The sequence below is a fragment of the Paenibacillus sp. J22P165 genome (assembly GCF_059692015.1).
Genome location: NZ_JCAUAP010000007.1, coordinates 221,671 through 244,182 on the forward strand (window position 1 = coordinate 221,671; position 22,512 = coordinate 244,182).

At 42.4% G+C, this 22,512-nt stretch carries 19 protein-coding genes; 1 reads left to right on the forward strand and 18 read right to left on the reverse strand.

From position 1 onward, the window contains the following. Nucleotides 1-59: 59 nt before the first annotated feature. The 3 genes from AC58QM_RS18405 to AC58QM_RS18415 all read right to left on the reverse strand — a co-directional run bounded on the left by AC58QM_RS18405 (nucleotide 60) and on the right by AC58QM_RS18415 (nucleotide 3,689). Nucleotides 60-2,363 carry a thiamine pyrophosphate-dependent enzyme gene (locus AC58QM_RS18405; protein ID WP_497286369.1) on the reverse strand — a complete coding sequence of 768 codons (2,304 nt, stop codon included), beginning with the start codon at nucleotides 2,361-2,363 and terminating at the stop codon, nucleotides 60-62. Between the two features lie 34 nt (nucleotides 2,364-2,397). Then, nucleotides 2,398-3,408, reverse strand: coding sequence for a 2-oxoacid:acceptor oxidoreductase family protein (locus tag AC58QM_RS18410; RefSeq protein WP_497286370.1), 1,011 nt, complete (start codon nucleotides 3,406-3,408; stop codon nucleotides 2,398-2,400). 113 nt (nucleotides 3,409-3,521) lie between these two features. Further along, complete coding sequence (locus AC58QM_RS18415; protein ID WP_497286371.1) at nucleotides 3,522-3,689, reverse strand: hypothetical protein; 168 nt, start codon at nucleotides 3,687-3,689, stop codon at nucleotides 3,522-3,524. Between the two features lie 211 nt (nucleotides 3,690-3,900). Here AC58QM_RS18415 and AC58QM_RS18420 point away from each other — a divergent pair, with 211 nt between their 5' ends. Beyond that, nucleotides 3,901-5,148, forward strand: a complete 1,248-nt coding sequence (locus AC58QM_RS18420; protein ID WP_497286372.1) for an ATP-binding protein — start codon at nucleotides 3,901-3,903, stop codon at nucleotides 5,146-5,148. A 69-nt stretch (nucleotides 5,149-5,217) separates the two neighbouring features. Here AC58QM_RS18420 and AC58QM_RS18425 read toward each other — a convergent pair whose 3' ends face one another. The 15 genes from AC58QM_RS18425 to AC58QM_RS18495 all read right to left on the reverse strand — a co-directional run bounded on the left by AC58QM_RS18425 (nucleotide 5,218) and on the right by AC58QM_RS18495 (nucleotide 22,498). Next, on the reverse strand, nucleotides 5,218-5,709 hold the full coding sequence (locus tag AC58QM_RS18425) for a low molecular weight protein-tyrosine-phosphatase (RefSeq protein ID WP_497286373.1): 492 nt from the start codon (nucleotides 5,707-5,709) through the stop codon (nucleotides 5,218-5,220). Further along, nucleotides 5,706-6,440 carry a phosphonate ABC transporter ATP-binding protein gene (locus AC58QM_RS18430; protein WP_497286374.1) on the reverse strand — a complete coding sequence of 245 codons (735 nt, stop codon included), beginning with the start codon at nucleotides 6,438-6,440 and terminating at the stop codon, nucleotides 5,706-5,708. The genes AC58QM_RS18425 and AC58QM_RS18430 overlap by 4 nt, the downstream gene beginning before the upstream one ends. Nucleotides 6,441-6,557: 117 nt before the next feature. Further along, the gene (locus AC58QM_RS18435; RefSeq protein ID WP_497286375.1) at nucleotides 6,558-7,022 is read right to left on the reverse strand and encodes a YlbF/YmcA family competence regulator; all 465 of its coding nucleotides are present in this window, start codon (nucleotides 7,020-7,022) and stop codon (nucleotides 6,558-6,560) included. Nucleotides 7,023-7,057: 35 nt separating this feature from the next. Next, nucleotides 7,058-8,644 carry a tRNA (N6-isopentenyl adenosine(37)-C2)-methylthiotransferase MiaB gene (gene miaB, locus AC58QM_RS18440; protein WP_497286376.1) on the reverse strand — a complete coding sequence of 529 codons (1,587 nt, stop codon included), beginning with the start codon at nucleotides 8,642-8,644 and terminating at the stop codon, nucleotides 7,058-7,060. 151 nt (nucleotides 8,645-8,795) lie between these two features. Beyond that, entirely contained in the window at nucleotides 8,796-11,222 is a 2,427-nt protein-coding gene (locus AC58QM_RS18445) for an EAL domain-containing protein (protein WP_497286377.1), read from the reverse strand. Between the two features lie 266 nt (nucleotides 11,223-11,488). Further along, nucleotides 11,489-12,058: a phosphate propanoyltransferase gene (pduL, locus tag AC58QM_RS18450; protein ID WP_497286378.1), complete on the reverse strand. Its 570-nt coding sequence runs from the start codon at nucleotides 12,056-12,058 to the stop codon at nucleotides 11,489-11,491. A 96-nt stretch (nucleotides 12,059-12,154) separates the two neighbouring features. After that, nucleotides 12,155-13,021 carry a 2-oxoacid:ferredoxin oxidoreductase subunit beta gene (locus AC58QM_RS18455; RefSeq protein ID WP_057315638.1) on the reverse strand — a complete coding sequence of 289 codons (867 nt, stop codon included), beginning with the start codon at nucleotides 13,019-13,021 and terminating at the stop codon, nucleotides 12,155-12,157. Next, entirely contained in the window at nucleotides 13,009-14,757 is a 1,749-nt protein-coding gene (locus AC58QM_RS18460; protein WP_497286379.1) for a 2-oxoacid:acceptor oxidoreductase subunit alpha, read from the reverse strand. Before AC58QM_RS18460 ends, AC58QM_RS18455 begins: the two co-directional genes overlap by 13 nt. A 208-nt stretch (nucleotides 14,758-14,965) precedes the next feature. Next, nucleotides 14,966-15,907: a dipeptidase gene (locus AC58QM_RS18465; RefSeq protein ID WP_497286380.1), complete on the reverse strand. Its 942-nt coding sequence runs from the start codon at nucleotides 15,905-15,907 to the stop codon at nucleotides 14,966-14,968. A 145-nt stretch (nucleotides 15,908-16,052) separates the two neighbouring features. After that, entirely contained in the window at nucleotides 16,053-16,313 is a 261-nt protein-coding gene (locus AC58QM_RS18470; RefSeq protein ID WP_028558349.1) for a stage V sporulation protein S, read from the reverse strand. 112 nt (nucleotides 16,314-16,425) lie between these two features. Next, entirely contained in the window at nucleotides 16,426-17,220 is a 795-nt protein-coding gene (locus tag AC58QM_RS18475) for a TIGR00282 family metallophosphoesterase (RefSeq protein ID WP_497286381.1), read from the reverse strand. Nucleotides 17,221-17,344: 124 nt separating this feature from the next. Then, complete coding sequence (rny, locus tag AC58QM_RS18480) at nucleotides 17,345-18,883, reverse strand: ribonuclease Y (protein ID WP_028558347.1); 1,539 nt, start codon at nucleotides 18,881-18,883, stop codon at nucleotides 17,345-17,347. A gap of 382 nt (nucleotides 18,884-19,265) precedes the next feature. Then, entirely contained in the window at nucleotides 19,266-19,958 is a 693-nt protein-coding gene (locus tag AC58QM_RS18485) for a regulatory protein RecX (RefSeq protein ID WP_497286382.1), read from the reverse strand. A 75-nt stretch (nucleotides 19,959-20,033) separates the two neighbouring features. Beyond that, entirely contained in the window at nucleotides 20,034-21,077 is a 1,044-nt protein-coding gene (recA, locus tag AC58QM_RS18490; RefSeq protein WP_497286383.1) for a recombinase RecA, read from the reverse strand. A gap of 170 nt (nucleotides 21,078-21,247) precedes the next feature. Continuing rightward, nucleotides 21,248-22,498 carry a competence/damage-inducible protein A gene (locus AC58QM_RS18495; RefSeq protein WP_497286384.1) on the reverse strand — a complete coding sequence of 417 codons (1,251 nt, stop codon included), beginning with the start codon at nucleotides 22,496-22,498 and terminating at the stop codon, nucleotides 21,248-21,250. Nucleotides 22,499-22,512: the final 14 nt, after the last annotated feature.

The window sequence follows — 22,512 nt, forward strand, 5'->3', positions numbered from 1 at the left end:
CCACAAGGGGAATGTGCCTCCATTTGTATGCGTGTTTCCTACAAAACGGTTACTCCGTTTTACAAATACGCATTCTCATGCTTCGCTTTCAGCATATTCCAACGACGCTCTACTTCCGTCTCGAACGATTTCAGTGAGCCTTCATACTCCGGTTTCGTAAGATGCTTCGTTTTGCCCATCGTTTTCAACCAATCCGAAAGTGGAATCTTCTTACTCTTATCCTCTGGATTGTAAGTGATCGACGTGACCCCATGCTCGACCTCATATAACGGGAAGAAACAGGAATCAACTGCAGCACCAACGATATTAGAGCCTTCTTGGTCATCCGACAGCCAATTTAATGGGCAAGCAATGAGGATTTTGCCATACACCAATCCTTCATGCTGTGCGTACCACTGCGCCTTCGCTGCTTTCTTCACCAGATCCTGCGGATAGGCTTCAGAACCTGTAAAGACATAAGGAATGTGAGTTGCGGCCATGATTTGTGCGGTATCCTTATGATGGAATACCTTACCACCTTGATGCTTCCCGACATTGGATGTAGATGTCCGATGTCCCATTGGCGTTGAGTACGACAACTGTGCACCTGTGTTCATGTAACCTTCATTATCGTATTCCAGGATGATCATTTTATGATTACGAAGTGCAGCACCAATCGCTGGGCCCATTCCGATATCCATCCCACCGTCACCTGTTATCATGACGAACGTGAAATCGTCCTTTAACCCCAAATGATCAAGTTCTCCGCGTCGCTTCCGCTCCCAGAACATCTCTACAACGCCTGACAAGGTGGCTGCGCCGTTCTGGAACAAATTATGGATATACGTAGCTTTATGAGCCGAATACGGATACCCCGTCGTTACAACCATCGCACAGCCTGTGTGGAAAATGGAAACTATATCGCCTTCAATCCCTTTGAAGAACAATTCTAGTCCCGAGAAAATACCACAGCCTGGGCACGCGCCATGCCCTGGAGCAATTCGCTTAGGCTTCTTCGTTAAGGACCGCAACGGCGGAATGCGCACATTCAGTTTCCCCGTATTCTCATCAGGTGTGACCGTAATAAGCCCTGTATTCAAATCCTCATACTTCATGGGTGTCAATACCCGCTTCGGTGCTTTCGAAGGATCTCCAGGCGTATGCCCGTAGTAGTCAAAAGGCACTTCAACCTTGCCGCTTTCCATCGCGTCAATGGCGAATTGGAACAGATTATGCCCATCTTCAGCATAAAAGTCTTTGCCACCTAAGCCATAGATTCGGCTTATGACAAGCGTGTCTCTGTTCCCATGGGTGAACAGCGCCGCTTTAATTTCATTGACCATGTTGCCGCCATGCCCGCCATAGGAATCCGCGCGATCGCCAACCGTGATCGCTTTCACGTTCGCCAGCGCCTCAGCAATTTGCTTGGCTGGGAATGGACGGATCAGATTGGGCGCAATCGATCCTGCTTTAATGCCCTTTGCGCGGAGCTGGTCGACGACATCCTTGATGATTTCGGAGGCCGAATTCATCAGGAATACCGCGACTTCCGCGTCCTCCATCCGATATAGTTCCAGAATCGGATAGTCACGACCTGTCAATTCGGCATACTCCTGCCGAATACGGTCATAGACACCTTCGGCGTTATACATCGCCATCGACTGTTGATAACAATTATTAATGTAATCCGGCTCATTCATATAAGGTCCGACAGTAATCGGATTATTGCGATCCAAGGTATCTGGGAAGCCCTGTGGCTTCTCACCTACGAATGCCTGCACATCAGCCCGATGTGCAAAGGTTTGTACTCTGCGCTTTTGGTGTGAGGTGAAATAACCATCTGAAGCTACCATAACAGGTAGGCGCACCTCAGGATCCTCGGCTAATTTGAGCGCCATAATATTCATATCATACACAGCTTGCGGGTCACGACACATCACAATTGGCCATCCGGTATTCAAAGCATAATAAAGATCAGAATGATCGCCGTGAATATTCAGCGGCCCGGAAACAGACCGGCAAACCAAGTTCATAACCATTGGAAAACGTGTTCCGGATTGTACCGGCATTTGCTCCAACATGTACAAATAACCGTTGGCGCTTGTCGCGTTAAATACGCGTCCGCCAGCAGTTGATGCCCCATAACATATACCTGCTGAACCATGCTCACCGTCGGCAGGAATTAACACAATATCATGCTGTCCATTGGACTTCATGAGATCTAGAAACTGAGCTACTTCCGTGGATGGTGAAATCGGAAAGTATCCCATAACATGATAATTAATTTGATGCGCTGCATAGGCAGCCATCTCATTCCCTGATTCATACACGATGCGCTGTTCGACCTTGGCTACCCCAAATTCCTGCTTAATATCAATGGACATGCGTGTAGTTCCACCCTTCTCCCATAAATACTCTCTAAGAGTTTATAGCTAGATTGAAACGATGAGGCATGCGATTTAGATCAGCATAACCATCTTCTTCACGCTCACTAGAGAGCGCATCGGTTGGACAAGCCTGTACACATTTAAGACAACCTTTACAGTACTGATAGTCTATGCCTTGCAGGAACATTTGGGGACGACCTTTTTTGTCGGGGAGCTCATCCCATACGAAACAAAAATCAGGACATACATTATCGCAAGAAGCGCAGTGAATACATTTGTCTTCATGAAAATGCGGCATCATCCCTGCACGGGATATGCTCAAATCTTTCAGTATACTATTACCTGGATTCGTAACCACACCACCGATAGGCTGCGTAGCGAAGCCCAAGACTGGGGTATCATACCGGACAAAATCTGGCATGGACTCCCCTTCTGGAAGCGTATACGTTTGGAAAACCACTTCATTGTAGCCACGATCAAATGTCCGCAAAGCTGGAGCGACCGCAAGTGGGTATTTCTTCTCAAGAGACTTCCGTATAACACCGCGCATGACATCCGGATCAAGGAAATCACATAATCTGAACATAGCTCCTAACATCGCCATGTTAACGCGGTTCTTCTCTTCAAGTGAAATGCCAATTGCATCAATGACTGCAATCGTACCCCCGCGAAGTTTCATCTTCTCTTTCAGTTCATCAGGTGTTTTAGTTGAATTTACTAACACGGTACTATCCTCATAGATGCCACTGATAACGTTTACAGTTTTGGAAAGTGATTCATGAAAAACACCTACAACATGCGGTCGTTCAACGGGCGATGTATCCCGAATCTTCGTATCCATGTCACAAAATCGAATATGTGCTTTTACTGCAGAACCTTTCTTCTCAGACCCGTAGGAAGAGAAACTGACACCGTTCAAACCAACGCCAACGACTCCTGCTTCTGCTAGCATCTTGCCTGCTAGATTCGCGCCTAGACCGCCGATGGATTCCAGTCTTATCTCGAAAAAGCCGAGATCGTTCAATTTAGGTAAAGTTACCATGCTTGGTCTCCTTTCAAAAATGAACCGCATATAGAGTGAATAGTGTGAATAATAAATCTACTATTATTGTAACAAGAAATGGCTGGTAATCAACCTTTTTTTAAATCAGCCATTTAAAGCAAATAATCAATGATCAGTCCGCATTTTCCCAAATAGAAACTAAACGATTCCCGGTCCGCGTCTATGTCATTCTCCCGTGCCTCACAATCTTCACAAACGTCTACATAATCGTCTTCAATCGGATTAAACACAACACCGCACACCTGTGAGCACAACCGCATTCACATCTCTCCTCGGCTTCAAATCCTCAAACTTGTAAACGTTTGCAAACTATGTTTTCTTCATTATACAGCGGTTTATACTTCAATGACTATAAGTCTTTATGAAATCTTTAGCATTACAAACAGGTCAATTCACTTGATTCAATTCGCATTTGTGAGATAATGTAGAAACAATTACCTAATTGTCGATTTATGGAAAGGATGCTTATCATTGCTTCATTTCATCATTGCCAATGAGCTTCATAATCTCTTCTACATCTTGAGTGCTTCCTTCATTCATCTTATTATTGCACCACATTTCATGCACAAGGAACGGCAGTTAATTCTCTTTTTCACATTCATACTAGGCACCTTTATTTTCTTATACTGGAACTTTGCGGATATAGACCCTCTGATCTACTCCCTACAACTAGTACCTGTCTGTTTGCTCTTTGTCACATTAAGCGTAGGCATTGCACCAACGATCATGACCTGGATTATTTTCAACATCGGTTGCATGTTCGTCCTCAATTATTATTGGGAGCCCGCTCTGCTTAGCAGCACATTTTTACTCATTCTCGGCTTTCTAGTTCGAAATCGCGTTAGGCATGCTTCTTTGATGATAAAACTAACGTATGCAACTGCCATTCTTCTCGTGTATGAACTCTTGTATGCACCACTGGCGCCATATGTCTTAGCTCCAATTTCCTTATATGCTGGCTATGTTATTGGATGTGCATTCATCTCGCTTTGGGTTATGATCGTTTTACTTTATTTTATTAACAAATATGAAATGCAGCGAAATCATATCACTCATTTAGATAAAAATCGCATGCTCGCTGAGTTGTCCGCTACCGTATCACATGAAATCCGAAATCCATTGACTTCTACGCGTGGTTTTCTTCAATTACTACTGAGATCAGATCTATCCATTACGGATCGCAGAAGATATGTTGACTATGCATTAACCGGTGTGGACCAAGCCATAAGCCTATTAACGGATTTCCTCAACTATGCGAGGCCTTCACTCGACTTGCAAGAACAACTTGATGTTAAAGAAGAGCTAGAACATACCATTCGATTTATTACACCATACGCAATTGATTTTAAAATTGCCATCGATATCTCACATGATTGTGAAGCACCTCTTTATATTCTTGGTGAGTCTCAGAAACTTCGTCAATGCTTACTAAATCTCGTCAAGAATGCAATTGAAGCTATGCCCAATGGCGGCAGGCTGTCACTACGTACTTGCAAGCATCCCAGTGCAGTACAGATCTCGATTGAAGACACAGGAGTCGGTATGACGGATAAGCAATTAAACTCCTTGGGCAAGCCTTACTATACGACCAAGGAACATGGGACAGGTCTTGGACTTGTCGTTGTCATAAGTTTAATCAAGAAGATGAATGGTAAGATTTCTTTCTCTAGCAGTCTCAACCGTGGAACACAGTGTTCGATTGTTTTCCAGCAGTACTAATCAATCACAAAAAAGCAAGCTAGACTAAGAGTTCACTCTTATCTAGCTTGCTTTTTTATAATTACGCAACTAAGTTGCCAATTTCTCTTTCTCCACGATAAAAGCAAGCAAGCGACTGCAGCTTTCCTCTACCATCTCATATACTTCTTGAAACTTCCCTGTATAGTAGGGATCCGGTACATCGGTCGTCATCGGATTATTACTGGAGAAATCTAACAGTTTATGTATAGCTGCGTGCTTACCATCTCCCACTAACTCAGGAGCAAATGAAGAAAGATTCACGACATTACTCTCATCCATCGCAATGATATAAGTAAAGAGATGGAAATCATCTGAGCGTACCTGCCTAGCTTGTAGACCCTCATAACTGATCTCATGAGCGTCAAGAATATCGCGTGTACCTTGATGTGGTGGATGACCAATATGCCAATCTCCAGTACCCGCTGAATCAATGGAGATGACATCCTCAAGTCCCGCTTCCTTCACTTGATGACGAAACACGGCTTCCGCCATTGGCGAACGGCAAATATTGCCCAAACAAACGAATAAGACCTTAATCATATTTGACCAAAAACAAGCATTTTCTCGTTCAATGTGAGTGGTCGAGCAGGAATATCTAATACGATTCGACCTTCCGACACACCCCAGATTCGAGTCGCAAAACGCTCAGCGAGTTCAACCTTATGCAGTGTTGCGATAACCGTCATGTTCCGTTCTTTGCACAATGACTTCAAATCTTGCAAAATGTACTCTGTAGATTTCGGATCAAGTCCAGATACCGGCTCATCGGCCACGAGCACCTTAGGGCCAAGAATCAATGCTTTTGCAATGGCAACACGTTGCTGCTCTCCACCGCTAAGCTGACCAACTTTCTTTTCTCCTTTATCCAGCAGACCAACTTTTTCCAAAAATTCCATGCTATCGATTTTCTCATTTCTCGACGATAAGCCTGTAACCATCCGAAGTGGGGCTTGATACACCCTCCCCATCAACACATTCTTGACAGCGCTTTTATTCCGATTTAGAAAAGGTTTCTCTTCGAGGTAAGCGAAATCCTTACCTAATTTAAAACGGTCCCATGGACCTGGTTTTGTAATATCATTCGAATTATAGATGAGCTGACCGCTTGTCCATTTCTCTTGATGACTAATACAACGAAGAAGCGTTGTCTTCCCGCTGCCGCTGCTGCCGATTACAGCAATAAATTCACCTGCATCTACTTGAAAACTCACTTGCGATAGGACCTGATTGTCCGGAGGAAATACTTTACTTAAATTTCGAACTGTCAGCATGACAACTCTCCTTCACGTAAGTCCATATAATTTCTATTCTTTTGAAAAAAAATCGCCACTCAAGTAAGCCGTTGCTGTGCTCGTTGATGGCGATTTCTTACCTTCTACATGGCAAACTTAGTCACAAGAAGTCGGAGCTTCTGCCGCGCCTGCTTCAACATTAATTTTATCGGAAATTGTGTCTCTGACGACTGACATAACGAGCTGAAGCAAATAGTTAATATCCTCTTGCGTTTGTTTAAACTCATTAACAATCGGAATGCCATCTAATTCATCTTGAAGAACTTCGATTTCATTCTCGATTTTTTCCACCATTTTCTTGTTTTGGAACGTTTCGAAAGCAACAATCTCTTTTTGCTTTTTCTTAATCGCACTGATTAGCCCTTGGATATCCGGATTTGTTGCGATTTGCTTTTCCGCTTTTTGATAGAACTGAACTTCATTAGAAGTTGTCAGTAAAGCCGCTAATTCCTTCGCTTTTTCCAAAATATCTTCACGAACGATCATTTCTGTATTCGTAAACTCCTCGACTTCAAATGCATGAGGCTGATTATCATTATGTGCATGATCACATTGGGACATTTCTTAACACGCTCCTATTATCCTGATCGAAATTTTTAGACGGATATTTGAAGAGGCTTTGGTACAATTTCACCTTTCAAAATCCACGTTTGTGCATGAGTCACTTTCACATCAATGATTTGACCAATTAAGGACGGATCTCCTGTGAAATGGATAAGCTTATTCGTTCTAGTACGACCGGCAAGCACATCGGTATTGGTTTTGCTCTCACCTTCAACCAAGACTTCCACGGTTTGATTTAACAAGCGCTCATTACTTTCCTTGCTTAATTTATTAACCAGCTCATTCAGACGGTACAATCGTTGTTTTTTCACTTCCATGGGAACGTTATCTTCCATTTCAGCTGCTGGTGTACCTACGCGAGGCGAATAAATGAACGTAAACGCAAAATCAAAGCCAACTTCCTCGTACAACGTCATCGTATCCTCGAACTGCTCATCCGTCTCACCTGGGAACCCAACAATAATATCCGTTGTTAACACGACATCCGGCATTGTCGCTTTAATTTTACCCGCAAGCTGCAAATAATGATCTCGCGAGTACTTCCTACTCATCCGTTTTAACACTTCGGTATTTCCAGCTTGAACAGGTAAATGGATATGCTCAACGAGATTACCTCGTTTGCCAAGTACCTCAATCAAGCGGTCATCGAAATCGCGCGGATGCGAGGTCGTGAAACGAATACGTGGAACATCAATCTTACGAATATCGTCCATCAAATCAGCGAAAGTGTACGTTATATCTTCAAAGTCTTTGCCATAAGCATTGACATTCTGTCCAAGTAGCGTAATTTCCTGAAAGCCTTGACGAGCCAAATCCCTGACTTCTGCCAAAACGTCCTGCGGTCTACGGCTTCGCTCTTTACCACGTGTATATGGAACAATACAGTACGTACAGAACTTATCGCAACCGTACATAATGTTAACCCAAGCACGGATACCTTCCCGTTTTTTGGGGAGATTTTCAACGATATCGCCTTCTTTGGACCATACCTCTACAACCATTTCTTTATCGAAATAGGCATCCTTCAAAAGGCTTGGCAAACGATGAATATTATGTGTACCGAAAATCATATCAACAAAAGCATGCTTTTGCATAATACGATTAACAACCGATTCTTCTTGCGACATACATCCGCATACCCCAAGAATTAAACCTGGCTTCTGCGCTTTCAATGTTTTCAAATGACCAAGCTCACCGAACACTTTATCCTCGGCATTCTCCCGAATCGCACAAGTATTAAGTAAAATGACATCTGCAATTTGCTTGTCTTCTGTAGCCGTATAGCCCATTTGTTCGAAAAGACCCTTCATCACTTCGGTGTCATGTTCATTCATTTGACAACCATAGGTAGTAATGAGATAAAATTTATCCGCACCAAATTGCTGCATATCTTCCGGAATAGCAAAATCGTAATGAACCTGAATTTCCTCTTTACCACGTTGCTTCTCATCCTTATAATTGGGAGCAGAATTGATTTGGATATTCCGACCTTTAATTCGATACGTTGTTTTACCCTCTTCTTGGCTTAACACTTTCGCATCCGAGAAGTCAAAGTATTTGGAGTAATCCTTAACCTTGTCGGATTTTAAGTCCGATGTATTTTGGTTCTCCTTTGACATGATGAATTCACTTCCCTTTATCTATAAATATAGCTCTTAATTGTATTAACCCAATATCAAATTATAGCACAAAAGCTACCTGTATATCCATATTGTCTCCATAACACGCAGAATAGAAAAACCTCCTCGAAAGAGGAGGCATTAAAATGGATTAACCATACGTATATTGTTGCTTAATTATACCCGTCATCTCCTTAGCAGGAACCGGACGGCTAAATAAGTAGCCTTGCGCTTCATTGCAATCACGCTGTGATAAAAATTGCAGTTGTTCCTTCGTCTCTACGCCTTCTGCAATTACCTTTAAATCCAAATTATGTGCCATTGATATAATCGTATGTACGAGTGCAGCATCCTTGATATCATCAAACATATTACGAGTAAACGATTGATCGATCTTTAAGCTGTCGATAGGGAAAAGTTTCAAATAATTCAAGGAAGAATACCCCGTACCAAAATCATCGATCGATAAAAAGATACCCATTAGTTTAAGTTCGTGCATCGTTTCTATCGCATACTTGGAATCTTGAATAATACTTTCCGTCAGCTCAAGTTCTAAGTATTCGGGATTTAGCCCAGACACGTCTAACGCTTTACTCACAATATCTATTAAATTACTTTGCTTAAATTGCCTAGATGAGATGTTAACGGCCATACGGAGAGGAGCAAAACCTTGATCCTGCCATTCTTTATTTTGACGACAAGCCTCATTGAGCACCCATTCACCAATTGGAATGATTAATCCAGTTTCTTCTGCTAAAGGAATGAATTCTGTCGGTGATATAGGGCCCCACTCTGGATGTTGCCATCGAATAAGTGCTTCCACACCGATAATCTTGCCCGAACTCACATCAATCTGCGGCTGGTAATATACATTAAATTCATTTCGCTCCAAAGCTTTGCGCAGACCGATTTCCATCTGCATTTTTTTGGTCACGGTCTCGTTCATTTCTGGCGTGTAAAACTGGAAGTTATTCTTACCATGTTCTTTCACCCGATACATCGCCGTATCTGCATTCTTAATTAATGTCTCAATATCTCCACCATCCGATGGATATAGGCTAATTCCGATAGAAGGTGTAACAAATAATTCATGTTCAAGGATATTAAACGATTCTGAGAAGATACGAACCATTTTGGTCGCATTCTTTATCATTTCATCCGTGGTTGTGTTCGTCCAAAGAACAATAAATTCATCGCCACCCTGCCGCGAAACCGTATCACCTTTACCGATGCAAGCCTCAAATCGTTTCGCTACATCAATCAGTAGTTTATCGCCCATGGCATGACCAAGTGTGTCATTAATATACTTAAACCGATCCAGATCTATAAACATAATACCAATGATTTGTTGATTCTCATGAGCTTGATCTAAAGCTAGTTCGAGACGATCATTCAATAAAAGACGATTAGGTAGACCTGTTAGAGGGTCCCGATATACCATCTGATTGATTTTCTCTTCAGTTCTTTTTCTTTCTGAAATATCTCGAATGATACAGCTGAAATACGTGCTGCCTTCTTCTTTCCAAACGGCAAGAGAAAGCTCAACTGGCAGCTCCGATTGATCTTTTCTTAACCCTTGTAATTCATGCGTTCTCCCCAGCTCGTTGGGATCTTGGGTAGCTAGAAGCATTTCCAACCGTTCTTGATGAATAGCTAAGTAGCGATTAGGAAAAATAGTTCGAAGCTTTTCACCAATAAGCTCCCCTTCCTCATAACCAAAAATAAGGGTTGCTCCTTTATTCCATGAAATGATTGTCCCTTTGTCATCCGCCAAAATAATCGCATCATGAGCTGATTCTACGACCGAGCGAAATCTTTTCTCCGACATCAATAGTTGGGACTCAAACCTTTTATCAATAAACGTGCTGATGAAGGCTAGCCCAAGAATGAACAAAACACCAAAGCCTATAAGATACGCTAACAACGTCGTATTAAAAGTAAGATCTGTAACGGTATGTGCATGTTCATGCTTGAAAGTTGCAGCCGCCATGCCTGTATAGTGCATACCACAGATAGCGACGCCCATAACCAAGGAACTCCCTAATTTCTTTAACAGAATTCGAGGCGAACTTGCATTCTGTTTGATAGAGAATAGTAACAGGAGTGCAACCAGTGAAACAACGTATGCAATGATGGCAGAAAGCGCCCACAGAAAGGGATTATATACAATTGTAGCACCCATCACCATCGCTTCCATGCCAATGTAATGCATAGAAACAATACCACATGCAATAAACGTTGCACCGATAAATACATGTGATTTACGCATTATGGGCCGGCTGATAATGTGTAGCGCTAACCAAGATGCAAATAACGCGGGTATTATCGAATAGATTACGGTAGACAGTTGATAGGTGACCGCTACTGGCAAATGAAATGCTAACATCGCAACAAAATGCATCGACCAAATGCCCATTCCCATGGCAAATGCTCCACCAGCTAACCAAGCTTGCCTCGCTGAACCTTTGGCCTTATGAATTCGAATGCCAAGATCCAAAGCAGCGAATGAGGCTAAAATGGCAATAAAAATTGAGAAAATGACGAGTGGGACATGATACGTACTAGAGATTGTTTCCAAGAAGTTGTCTCCTAACTATAGGCAATAATAATGTCAAATCACAGGAGTCATTGGTTCTGTAGAAAACTATCTTACCATGATTTACATACAGCCACTATATCTTTCGTCGAAATAACTCGAAATTATGCAATTCTTACATCATAACGTAATTTTCATGAAAAAAATGCAAATAAAAAACATCCTTAACACATGACTGTCATAAGGATGTTTTTTAAATTTGCATTACGTACATAATTAATCTGACTAATAATTAATATCATTAATCTTTAATGTAGAAGTTCTGCTTCATCCCCAGTTTTAACGCCCGCTGCATTACCTTCATCCGTATCAATATGCATATCCAATGCAAACTGGTCCGATACACGTGCTATCACATCTTCAAAAATCAATGGACGTTCTCCGCGTAATTTCACTCGAAGAAGTTGTTTATCCTGTATCCCCCATTGCTTCGCATCGGAAGTATGGAAATGGATATGTCTCGCAGCTACGATAACGCCCTTTTCTAAATTAACTTCGCCTTTGGGACCGATAACGCGTAAGCCAGGTGTGTCTTCAATTTGCCCCGATTCTCGTACCGGCGGATGAATGCCCAACGAGAATGCATCTGTGCGTGAAACCTCAATTTGTGTTTGTGGACGTACTGGACCCAGAATCCTAACTTTTTCAAATTGACCTTTAGGACCAATGATCGCCACCGTTTCTTGCGCCGCGTATTGCCCTGGCTGTGAAAGATCTTTGAATACAGAAAGCTCATAACCTTCACCAAAGAGTGTTACTAAGTCCGTTTGGGACAAATGTATATGTCTTGCAGAAACTCCAATAGGAATCATGGGCATGGTCAAAACTTCCTCTCATCATGTCATAAATTTCAGTATTGCCGCTCAACAAAAAAGGCATACGGGATTTCACCGTATGCCTTCGTCGGAAATTGTTTATTTGAACTCTGTAAGCAATTTGCTGAAGTCAGCCTCGGAAAGCTTAAGATCTTGTTTAGTAAGACCTTCTTTAGCAAAGCTAGGAATGGAATCTTCATAGCTCTTTTTATCTTTGTTTTGGTAGATGATGCCCGTTAGCATGGAGTTTGTTTCCATGATTTTCGTCATCGCCATTACACGATTGGTGTAGTCGTAATCTGGAATCTCATCCAAATCTACGATATTCTCTTTGAACCAGTCATAGGTGTTTACTTTATTGAAAGTTACACATGGGCTGAATACGTTGATCAAAGAGAAACCTTTGTGGTTCAAACCAGCTTCGATAACAGCTGTTAACTGTTTCAAGTTACTGGAGAACGATTGTGCTACGAAAGATGCGCCAGCAGCCATTGCAATTTCTAGTGGTGAAATTGCTGACTCAATTGTACCTGATGGTACGCTTTTCGTTTTGAAGCCTTCCGCACTACGTGGAGATGCTTGACCTTTTGTCAAACCGTAGATTTGGTTGTCCATAACGATGTAAGTCACATCAATGTTACGACGAATAGCATGAACAGTGTGCCCCATACCAATTGCAAAGCCGTCTCCGTCTCCACCTGAAGCAATAACTGTCAAATCGCGGTTAGCCATTTTCACGCCTTGTGCGATTGGCAGGGATCTTCCGTGAATACCGTGGAATCCGTATGCATTGATGTAACCAGAGATACGTCCAGAACATCCGATACCTGAAACGATTGCTAAGTTTTCTGGCTCCAATCCAACGTTAGCTGAAGCACGTTGAATTGCCGCTTGTACGGAGAAATCTCCGCATCCAGGACACCAGTTAGGCTTTACATTGTTACGAAAGTCTTTTAATGTTGCCATGCTAAAGTCAACTCCTTACATTTTTGTTCAATTTCTGCTGGTAAGAATGGGTTACCGTTATATTTAAGTACGTTCTTGATTTTATCTGCGTGGCCAACATGCAATTTAATTTGATCAGCCAATTGACCTGTTGCGTTGTTTTCAACAACGATAACTTGTTTCGCTTTTTCAACAAGCGGGCGAAGTTGGTCAGCTGGGAATGGATGAATCAAGCGTACAGTTGCATGGTTGGTTTTGATACCTTCCAATTCAACACGACTTCTTGCTTCGTCAATTGTTCCACCTGTTGAACCCATACCAATGATAAGTAGATCTGGATTCTCATGAGGAGCATCAAATTTGATAGCATCCGTAACTTGAATGTGTTTCAATTTCTCAAGACGCTTATCCATCATACGTTGACGGTTTTCAGTGCTTTCTGAAGGACGACCCGTTTGGTCATGCTCTACACCTGTTACGTGATGAATACCATTTTTAACCCCTGGAATTACACGTGGTGAAACACCTTTTTCAGTGAACTCATAACGTTTGAAAAGTTGATTAGGCTCTTGCTCAGGAGCTTCAGTTACTAACGTACCGCGGTCAATCACGATACGGTTGTAATCTAGCATCTCTGCGGATTGTTTACCAAGAGATAGCTGAAGATCTGTCATCAAAATAACAGGAACTTGGTATTGCTCAGCTAGGTTGAAAGCCTCAATCGTATCGTAGAAGCACTCTTCAATCGTGCTAGGAGAAAGAACGATTTTCGGGATCTCACCGTGAGTTCCGTATACCATTGCGTTTAAGTCAGATTGCTCTTGTTTCGTTGGTAGACCTGTACTTGGACCACCACGTTGCGTATCAACGATTACGACAGGAGTCTCTGTCATACCTGCAAGACCGATAGCTTCCATCATTAGGGACAAACCAGGACCTGCAGAAGCTGTAAGCGCACGAGCACCTGCGTAGTTAGCACCGATTGCCATTGTACATGCTGCAATTTCATCTTCCGTTTGGATAACAGTTCCACCCAATTTAGGAAGTACTTTTTGCAAGTATTCCATTACTTCAGATGCTGGTGTAATCGGATAAGCTGGCATGAAGCGGCAACCTGCAGCAACTGCTCCAAGAGCGATTGCATCGTTACCGATCATGAACAATTTTTGTTGTCCGTCAGCAGGCTCAAGTTGGAAGTCAGCGATAGGTCCACCAGCAAGTTCAAGTACAGATTCTGCACCTTTACGAACTGCTTCAATGTTCTTCTCAACAACCGCAGCACCTTTACGGCCAAATTCTTCTTCAACTGCTTTATTAAACACGTCAATCGGCAAGCCAAGTAGAGCCCATGAAGCGCCTGACGCGGCCATGTTCTTAAATAGGGACGTTCCTAATTCCTCTGCGATTGCAGTAATCGGCACTGGGAACAATCTAGCTTTGATTCCTTCAGGTAAAACTGGGTTAAATTTAGCATCCGCAACGATAACACCATTGTCGCGAAGTTCGTGTGCGTTGAAATCGATACTTTCTTGGTCAAAAGCAACAAGAATATCTAAATCGTCTGAAATTGCGCGAATCGGTTTGGTGCTGATGCGAATCTTGTTATTTGTATGTCCCCCCTTAATCCGTGAAGAGAAATGACGGTACCCATACAAATAGTAACCGAGACGGTTCAATGCAGTAGAGAAAATGCGGTCTGTACTTTCGACCCCTTCACCCTGCTGACCTCCGATTTTCCAAGATAACTGACTAATCACCGTACGTCCACTCCTTTTGATTGTAGCTGCGTGAAGAAAATTTGATAAGCTGATTGTTTAGTAATTTAAGATGTTCAATAAAAAAATTCTTTCACTTGTCATCCAAATTCTATGCCTTTACAGAGTAAATTGCAAGAGGTTTCAACGTTTCTAAAAGATAGAGTTTTTAGATTGTATCCATATCAATATTAGATTGATTCTCAGTTATTCATTGCGGAAGGTTCCGCAACATAAAATTCCGCCAATTCCCATACAAAAACGCCTCCACCTGCGACTCCGTATAGTTTTTACACAAAGCTTCTATAATATTTCCGTAATCTCCAACATGTCTTAAATCTTTTACCCATTGTTCGATTCCATCAAAATCAGAGCCAAACCCGACATGGGACTCTCCGCCTAATGCACAGATATGATCGATGTGTTTCAGTATCGAAGAGATCTGAACTGTCGATTTGGCGTTATCCAGAAAGTAAGGAACAAACGTAATCCCCATCAATCCTTTACATTGAATGATAGTTTTGATTTGATCATCTGATAAATTTCTTGGATGAGGACATAGATGATAGGCGTTTGAGTGTGAAGCTATAAACGGTTTCTTGTACATCTCAACGAGCTCCCAGAATCCTGCAACGGAAAGATGGGACACATCGACTATTATACCCATACTTTCGATTTCTTTTAACATGAGCTTCCCTTTTTTTGTAAAACCACCTTTTCTTTGCTCCATGATGCCATCAGCTGCCCAATTCGCGTAGTTCCAAGTGAGTCCAGCACAACGAACGCCTAAATGATAAAGAATGCGTAAGTATGTAAAATTGCCAGCTAGCGCATCCATCCCTTCTAATGTCAATACAGCTCCTATCTCCTCGGTCTGCTCTATGGCTAACCAGTCTGAAGCGGATTGAATGAATCTCATTTGCGGATGGCTTGTAACCTTCTGATGAAAGATATCTATCATTTGTAAGACGTGATCAAAACTTGGATTGGGGATGGATTCCGAGAGATAAATTGCAAAAAATTGCACTTTTACTCCAGACTTCTGCAACTTCGGGAAACTTACATCCAACTCTAACACATCCTGATTAAAATCAAGCTTGGTTTGCTGATATAACTTCGTTAATGCATCACAGTGTCCATCCACAATCTTCATTTAAATAACCGCCTCTCTAGATCGAAATTAAGTGTCTAGACAGCACAAAAACCTCTATACAGAGGTTTCATAGGTACTGTGATAACATTTCTTTTGAACTGGTTGTCAGTCATGAAAGTCAACACTTATACAGTTGCCTTACCGTCTACCGAGGCTCGACAATCAATTTAATAGCTGTCCGGTCCTCCCCATCAATAACGATATCCGTGAAGGCTGGTACACATATTAAGTCGACTCCACTAGGCGCCACAAATCCTCTTGCGATAGCTACTGCTTTGATGGCTTGGTTCAATGCGCCTGCACCTATCGCTTGAAGCTCAGCGGCTCCACGCTCACGCAATACGCCTGCCAATGCACCTGCTACGGAGTTTGGATTGGATTTTGCTGAAACTTTTAACACATCCATGAATAGTACCTCCTCGGAAATGATGGATAGCTTCCAATACCCATCTTATTCGCAAGGTTGACTAAACATGCTACTTCGCCCATTATTACTGATGCCACATTCCAGCTAGTAATTAGTCCATGAATACTTGATCTTCATCATAACGAATTAAGTTAATGCCCTTCGCAAGTCCTGTCTGATCGTTTAATTCAATGACAACCGCATGGAAATGCCATTTCCCCTCATCCGTAATGAAACGAACAGGAAGCTGTGTTTTAAACTTCTGGAGCACGGCATTACGTTCTACCCCAAGAATGCCATCACGAGGCCCTACCATCCCCACATCCGTCACATAAGCTGTTCCTTGAGGCAATACACGGTTATCATTCGTTTGTACGTGTGTATGCGTTCCTACGACCGCAGACACTCTGCCATCCAAATGCCACCCCATAGCAATTTTCTCCGAAGTCGCTTCCGCGTGAAAATCAACAAATACAAATTTATGTTTTTTCTTATCGCCTTCCAAAATTTCATCCACTTTACGGAATGGACAATCGATAGGTGGCAAGAATGTTCGTCCTTGTAAATTAATAATAAGAAGTTCTTGATCCTTCACTTTGATTACGGTATGCCCCTTACCAGGAGTTCCTGGCGGGAAGTTCGCAGGTCGAACCATTTTATCGTCTCGATCAATAAAATCGAAGATTTCCTTCTGATCCCATGTGTGATTTCCCATTGTAATCGCCTGAATGCCCATTTCATATATTTCTTTGGCAATGGCTGCTGTAATTCCTTTGCCCGCGGCAGCATTCTCCCCGTTAGCAATGAACACCGCATGGGGATGTAATTGCTTTAATCTTGGCATGATATTTTTCAAAGCTTTTCTTCCAACAGAACCTACGATGTCACCGATAAACACAATTTTCATAACGTAAAACTAGCTCCTTTATATGACCGAATACATCCAAGTTTAAGTTACCTTGATGATGATCTCTATTCGGCCTTGAAAATAAGGAAAAGTGGCTATAATAGCCACTTTTCGCATCTGATTCTTATTTAGCGTATTCAACTGCTCTTGTCTCACGAATGACCGTAACCTTAATATGTCCTGGATAATCGAGTTCACCCTCGATTTTCTTCGTAATATCACGGGCTAAACGGAACGCTTCAGTGTCATCCACTTTCTCTGGCTGCACCATGACACGAACTTCACGACCTGCTTGAATGGCGTATGATTTCTCAACACCTTCAAATGATTCTGAAATCTCTTCCAGCTTCTCAAGACGCTTGATATACGTTTCTAGCGTTTCTCTACGAGCACCAGGTCTCGCTGCTGACAATGCATCTGCAGCACCGACTAGCATGGCAATAACAGAGGTTGCTTCCACGTCACCGTGATGTGAAGCAATACTGTTAATAACGATTGGATGCTCTTTGTATTTCTTGCCAATCTCAACACCGATTTCGACGTGAGACCCTTCAACTTCATGGTCTAATGCTTTACCAATGTCATGAAGCAGCCCGGCACGTTTCGCCAAAGTTACGTCTACCCCGAGCTCTCCGGCCATTAAACCAGCCAGATACGCTACTTCCATGGAATGTTTCAATACGTTTTGACCGTAACTTGTTCTGAACTTCAGGCGCCCCAAAATTTTGATCAAGTCAGGATGCAATCCGTGTACCCCAACTTCAAACGTCGCTTGCTCCCCATATTCGCGGATACGTTCGTCCACTTCTTTACGGGACTTCTCAACCATCTCTTCGATACGTGCAGGATGAATACGTCCATCCGCCACAAGTTTCTCAAGTGATGTGCGAGCAATTTCACGACGGATTGGGTCAAATCCTGATAAGATTACTGCTTCAGGTGTATCATCAATAATGAGATCAATACCAGTCAATGTTTCCAAAGCACGGATATTTCTACCTTCACGACCGATAATACGGCCTTTCATTTCTTCATTAGGCAACGAGACAACGGATACCGTAGTCTCAGCTACGTGATCTGCAGCACAACGCTGAATAGCAAGTGTGATGATCTCACGCGCTTTCTTATCGCCTTCTTCTTTGGCTTGTTGTTCGATCTCTTTGATAAGTTGTGCTGTTTCATGGCGAACTTCTTGCTCTACATTAGTAAGAATGATGCTCTTCGCTTCTTCCATTGTAAGACCAGAAATTCGTTCCAATTCGGAAACTTGGCTTTTATACAACTGATCAATTTGGGTTTGTGTATCCTCGATTCGCTTCTCTTTGTTGGCTACTAACTCTTCTTTACGCTCGAGAGACTCTAATTTTTTATCCAGCGATTCCTCTTTTTGCAACAATCGTCTTTCTTGTCGTTGAATTTCATTCCGACGTTCACGAATGTCTTTTTCAGCTTCGGACCTTAGTTTGTGGACTTCGTCCTTTGCTTCCAGAACCGTTTCTTTTTTCAGTGCTTCTGCTTCCTTTTTGGCAGATTCTCTTATCTGCTCAGCGGCTGTTTCAGCACTGGAAATTTTCGCTTCTGCAAGAGATTTACGGATAAAATAACCAATCCCTAAGCATGCAGCTCCAACAACGAGAATGATCGCGATCCAGATGGCAGTCATCTTGTTCACCTCCTCGTTGGTTTCTCCAAGGTGTTAGCCTGGGGTACCTTCGGTTTTTTAATCCGATTCAATTGTTTGACTAGTCATACATACCCTTTACCAAGTAAGAGTATGGCTTTTAAATGAATGCGCACAGTGCGTTAGGGCACTATAGTGCTAATAATCCATAATCAACAGTGTAAAAATTGGCGGTTTTTACAGCTGCCCTCTCAAAATCAATGAAATTAGTATGATTTTGAATACATTATGAAAATATACACTGTTATTTTATCTTTTGTCGAAGAAGCTTGTCAAGCGAATGTCCAAGAGTTGATTATTTAGACCCAAAATCCACCAATAATTAATTAATGTCATTAAGTAAATATATAATTAATTAATGCCATTAACCTTCATTAAACTCGTCTTCTATAAAATCCATTTCCTCATCATCTGTTTCATTGCTGACTAACCCCAAAACCTTCGTAACTATAGACCCTGTATAGCCCCTTCGCATTAGAAATGCGCCAGTCTTACGCTTTCTATCCATCAATTTACCTGAGGTTTGCTTCCATTTTGTCCGCGCTATTTTTAGAGCTCCATCGTACTCATCTTCCGGATTAATGGACTCCATCGTGCTTTTGACGACATCTTGATGAATCCCTTTTTGTTGAAGTTCTTGTCGAATTAAATTACGCCCTTTACGTTGAGCAATCACTCGGTTGTCTGTCCACATCTTTGCGAATTCTTCGTCATTAATGTATTTATTTTCTACAAGTTTGTCACTCGCCCATTCGATAATAGGTGCTTCAAAGCCCTTTTCTTTCAATTTGCGTTTCACCTCTGAGAGGGAATGCGGACGTCTGCCAACCATATGGAGTGCCTTCACATAAGCCAAATTTCGCTCTTCATCCAAAATAATGGCTTCTATCGCTTGCTGATAGAGGGATTCACCTTTGTTCAAGCGGTGCTTAATCAGAATATCTTCATGAACAGAAAAAGCGTATTCCTCATTCAGATAAATATTATAACGATGTCTACCTTGTTTTTGTTTTTCAACCTTCGTGATAACCTGTAATTCTTCCTCTTCGTGCTTCATATCAATAATCTCCCAAATGGAGAAAAAGCACCCCAACACAAGGTCAAGGTGCTTCTTCATTCCTATATTTCAAACCTATTCAAAAGCTGTTTCCAACTCATCTTCGTCTTCATCTAAATTCGGACCAACCACTTTAATCAGGTTGCTGTTTTCTCTAATTCTCAGTTCAATCGTTTCCGAGATCGCTTTGTTATCTTTCAAGAATTGCTTCGCGTTCTCACGACCTTGACCAAGACGTTCACCCTCATAGGAATACCAAGCGCCGCTCTTATTTACGATATCAAGTTCAGTCCCGATATCAATAATACTGCCTTCACGAGAGATACCTTCGCCGTACATGATATCCACTTCAGCTTGTTTAAATGGAGGTGCTACTTTATTCTTAACGACCTTAATTCTCGTACGGTTACCAACCATGTCATTGCCTTGTTTGATCGTTTCAATACGACGAACATCCAAACGAACGGATGAGTAGAACTTAAGTGCACGACCACCTGGTGTTGTCTCAGGGTTACCGAACATAACGCCAACTTTTTCACGCAATTGGTTGATGAAAATCGCAATAACCTTAGATTTATTGATGGCACCAGAAAGTTTACGCAGTGCTTGTGACATCAAGCGTGCTTGAAGACCTACGTGAGAATCCCCCATGTCGCCTTCAATCTCCGCTTTAGGTACTAGTGCTGCAACGGAGTCAATAACAATAATATCTACCGCGCCGCTTCGAACTAGTGCTTCAGCGATCTCAAGTGCTTGCTCCCCTGTATCTGGCTGGGAAAGAAGTAATTCATCTATATTAATACCAAGCTTGCTTGCATAGGAAGGATCCAACGCATGTTCTGCATCGATAAAGGCAGCTTGTCCACCTACTTTTTGTACTTCAGCGATTGCATGTAGAGCTACCGTTGTTTTACCTGATGACTCTGGTCCGTATACTTCAATAATTCTACCACGTGGGAATCCACCTATTCCAAGTGCGATATCCAGGGCAAGCGCGCCCGAGGAGATCGTTTCAACTTGCATATGCGTTGATTCTCCTAGCTTCATGATGGAACCTTTTCCGAACTGTTTCTCAATTTGACGCAATGCGTTATCAAGTGCGGCACGACGATCTGACAAAACGACCACTTCCTTCTATCATTATAGGTATATGATAACTTGTTTTGGCATGTTTGCCAAGCATTTTTTCGAACATACATTCGTTTATTTTGCGAACAAACAAAAAACCGTAACAAAGTTATCGCTTTGCTACGGTTCTTCCGTCAACTAAATCTAATTATAGAGGATTTCTAGTTTTCTTTCAACTGTTTCCATAATTGATAGAGAGCACGCTTAGCGGCTCTTTGTTTGATAAACTCTCTGTTGCCAGAAAGCTGAAGTGTAAATACCTCGGTCTTTCTCTCTTTCTGTGCTAATCCGACATATACAAGCCCGACAGGCTTCCCTTCAGACGGGCTTGGACCCGCCACACCGGTCACCGAGATGCCAAAGTCACTACCAGTCCTAACTAGCAGTTGTTCGGCTAAAATGACTGCTGTCTCGCTGCTAACAGCTCCTGGAGCGCCTTCTCCCTCCAAAACTTCCATCGGTACACCGAGCAGCTTATGTTTTAGAGCATTTGAATATACGATAATACCGCCTAAGAAAGATGTTGAGCTGCCTGGCACCGCGGTAATGAGATCACTAAGTAAACCTCCGGTACAACTCTCAGCTACTGCCAACGTTTGCTTACTAGCTGCTAGTAACTGCAAAACAGTGGTTTCGATGGGAACGTCTTGATCCGCGTAAAGGTACTCACCAAGTCGACGATTAATTTCCTCTTCAGTCGCTTTTAACTTCTGTTCGCCTTCAGCAGCGGAATGTGCACGCGTCGTCAAACGAATCGTGACTTCCCCTTCTTTGGCATAGGGGGCAATTGTTGGGTCTGACTGCGCTTGAATCAAATCCAAAAGTTGATGCTCCAGGTTTGACTCCCCGATTCCTGCAAACTTCAGCATTTTAGAATACAACGGCACTTCATCGGTCATTAAACTTTGCAGCCAAGGCACCGCATAATTCGTAAACATTGGCTTCATTTCTTTGGGAGGTCCAGGTAAAAGCACGAAATGTGTTCCTTCGAAGGTAAGAGCATTTCCGACTGCCAATCCCGTATCATTTTGTAAAGGATCGCTGCCTTCAAGCATAAGCGCTTGTCGACGATTGCTTTCTACCATATGTATCCCTCTTGAAGTAAACATCGCAGTGATAGCATCCATGGATGGCTCGTGAAGCACCAATTTCCGCCCCGTAAATGACGCTAGTACATCCTTAGTCAAATCATCTTGCGTTGGCCCTAAACCACCTGTACATATCACCACATCAGCTCGTGATGCTGCTAGTTGAAGGCTTGCTAACAAACGCTGCTCATTATCCCCAACAACCGTTTGAAAATAAATATCAATCCCTCGTGCCGCACATTCTCTGGATAAGAACTGTGCATTCGTATTCACGATTTGCCCAAGAAGTAACTCTGTTCCTACTGCAATGATTTCAGCTTTCATCGACTGGAGCCTCC

Excerpts from the sequence above, each read along its gene's own strand:
- AC58QM_RS18405 (WP_497286369.1), bottom strand. The coding sequence starts at position 2,363 with ATGTCCATTGATATTAAGCAGGAATTTGGGGTAGCCAAGGTCGAACAG.
- AC58QM_RS18465 (WP_497286380.1), bottom strand. The coding sequence starts at position 15,907 with ATGAAGATTGTGGATGGACACTGTGATGCATTAACGAAGTTATATCAG.
- AC58QM_RS18430 (WP_497286374.1), bottom strand. The coding sequence starts at position 6,440 with ATGCTGACAGTTCGAAATTTAAGTAAAGTATTTCCTCCGGACAATCAG.
- AC58QM_RS18495 (WP_497286384.1), bottom strand. The coding sequence starts at position 22,498 with ATGAAAGCTGAAATCATTGCAGTAGGAACAGAGTTACTTCTTGGGCAA.
- rny (WP_028558347.1), bottom strand. The coding sequence starts at position 18,883 with ATGACTGCCATCTGGATCGCGATCATTCTCGTTGTTGGAGCTGCATGC.
- AC58QM_RS18455 (WP_057315638.1), bottom strand. The coding sequence starts at position 13,021 with ATGGCAACATTAAAAGACTTTCGTAACAATGTAAAGCCTAACTGGTGT.
- AC58QM_RS18470 (WP_028558349.1), bottom strand. The coding sequence starts at position 16,313 with ATGGATGTGTTAAAAGTTTCAGCAAAATCCAATCCAAACTCCGTAGCA.
- AC58QM_RS18475 (WP_497286381.1), bottom strand. The coding sequence starts at position 17,220 with ATGAAAATTGTGTTTATCGGTGACATCGTAGGTTCTGTTGGAAGAAAA.
- AC58QM_RS18435 (WP_497286375.1), bottom strand. The coding sequence starts at position 7,022 with ATGTCCCAATGTGATCATGCACATAATGATAATCAGCCTCATGCATTT.
- AC58QM_RS18485 (WP_497286382.1), bottom strand. The coding sequence starts at position 19,958 with ATGAAGCACGAAGAGGAAGAATTACAGGTTATCACGAAGGTTGAAAAA.
- AC58QM_RS18425 (WP_497286373.1), bottom strand. The coding sequence starts at position 5,709 with ATGATTAAGGTCTTATTCGTTTGTTTGGGCAATATTTGCCGTTCGCCA.
- miaB (WP_497286376.1), bottom strand. The coding sequence starts at position 8,644 with ATGTCAAAGGAGAACCAAAATACATCGGACTTAAAATCCGACAAGGTT.
- pduL (WP_497286378.1), bottom strand. The coding sequence starts at position 12,058 with ATGCCCATGATTCCTATTGGAGTTTCTGCAAGACATATACATTTGTCC.
- AC58QM_RS18415 (WP_497286371.1), bottom strand. The coding sequence starts at position 3,689 with ATGCGGTTGTGCTCACAGGTGTGCGGTGTTGTGTTTAATCCGATTGAA.
- AC58QM_RS18410 (WP_497286370.1), bottom strand. The coding sequence starts at position 3,408 with ATGGTAACTTTACCTAAATTGAACGATCTCGGCTTTTTCGAGATAAGA.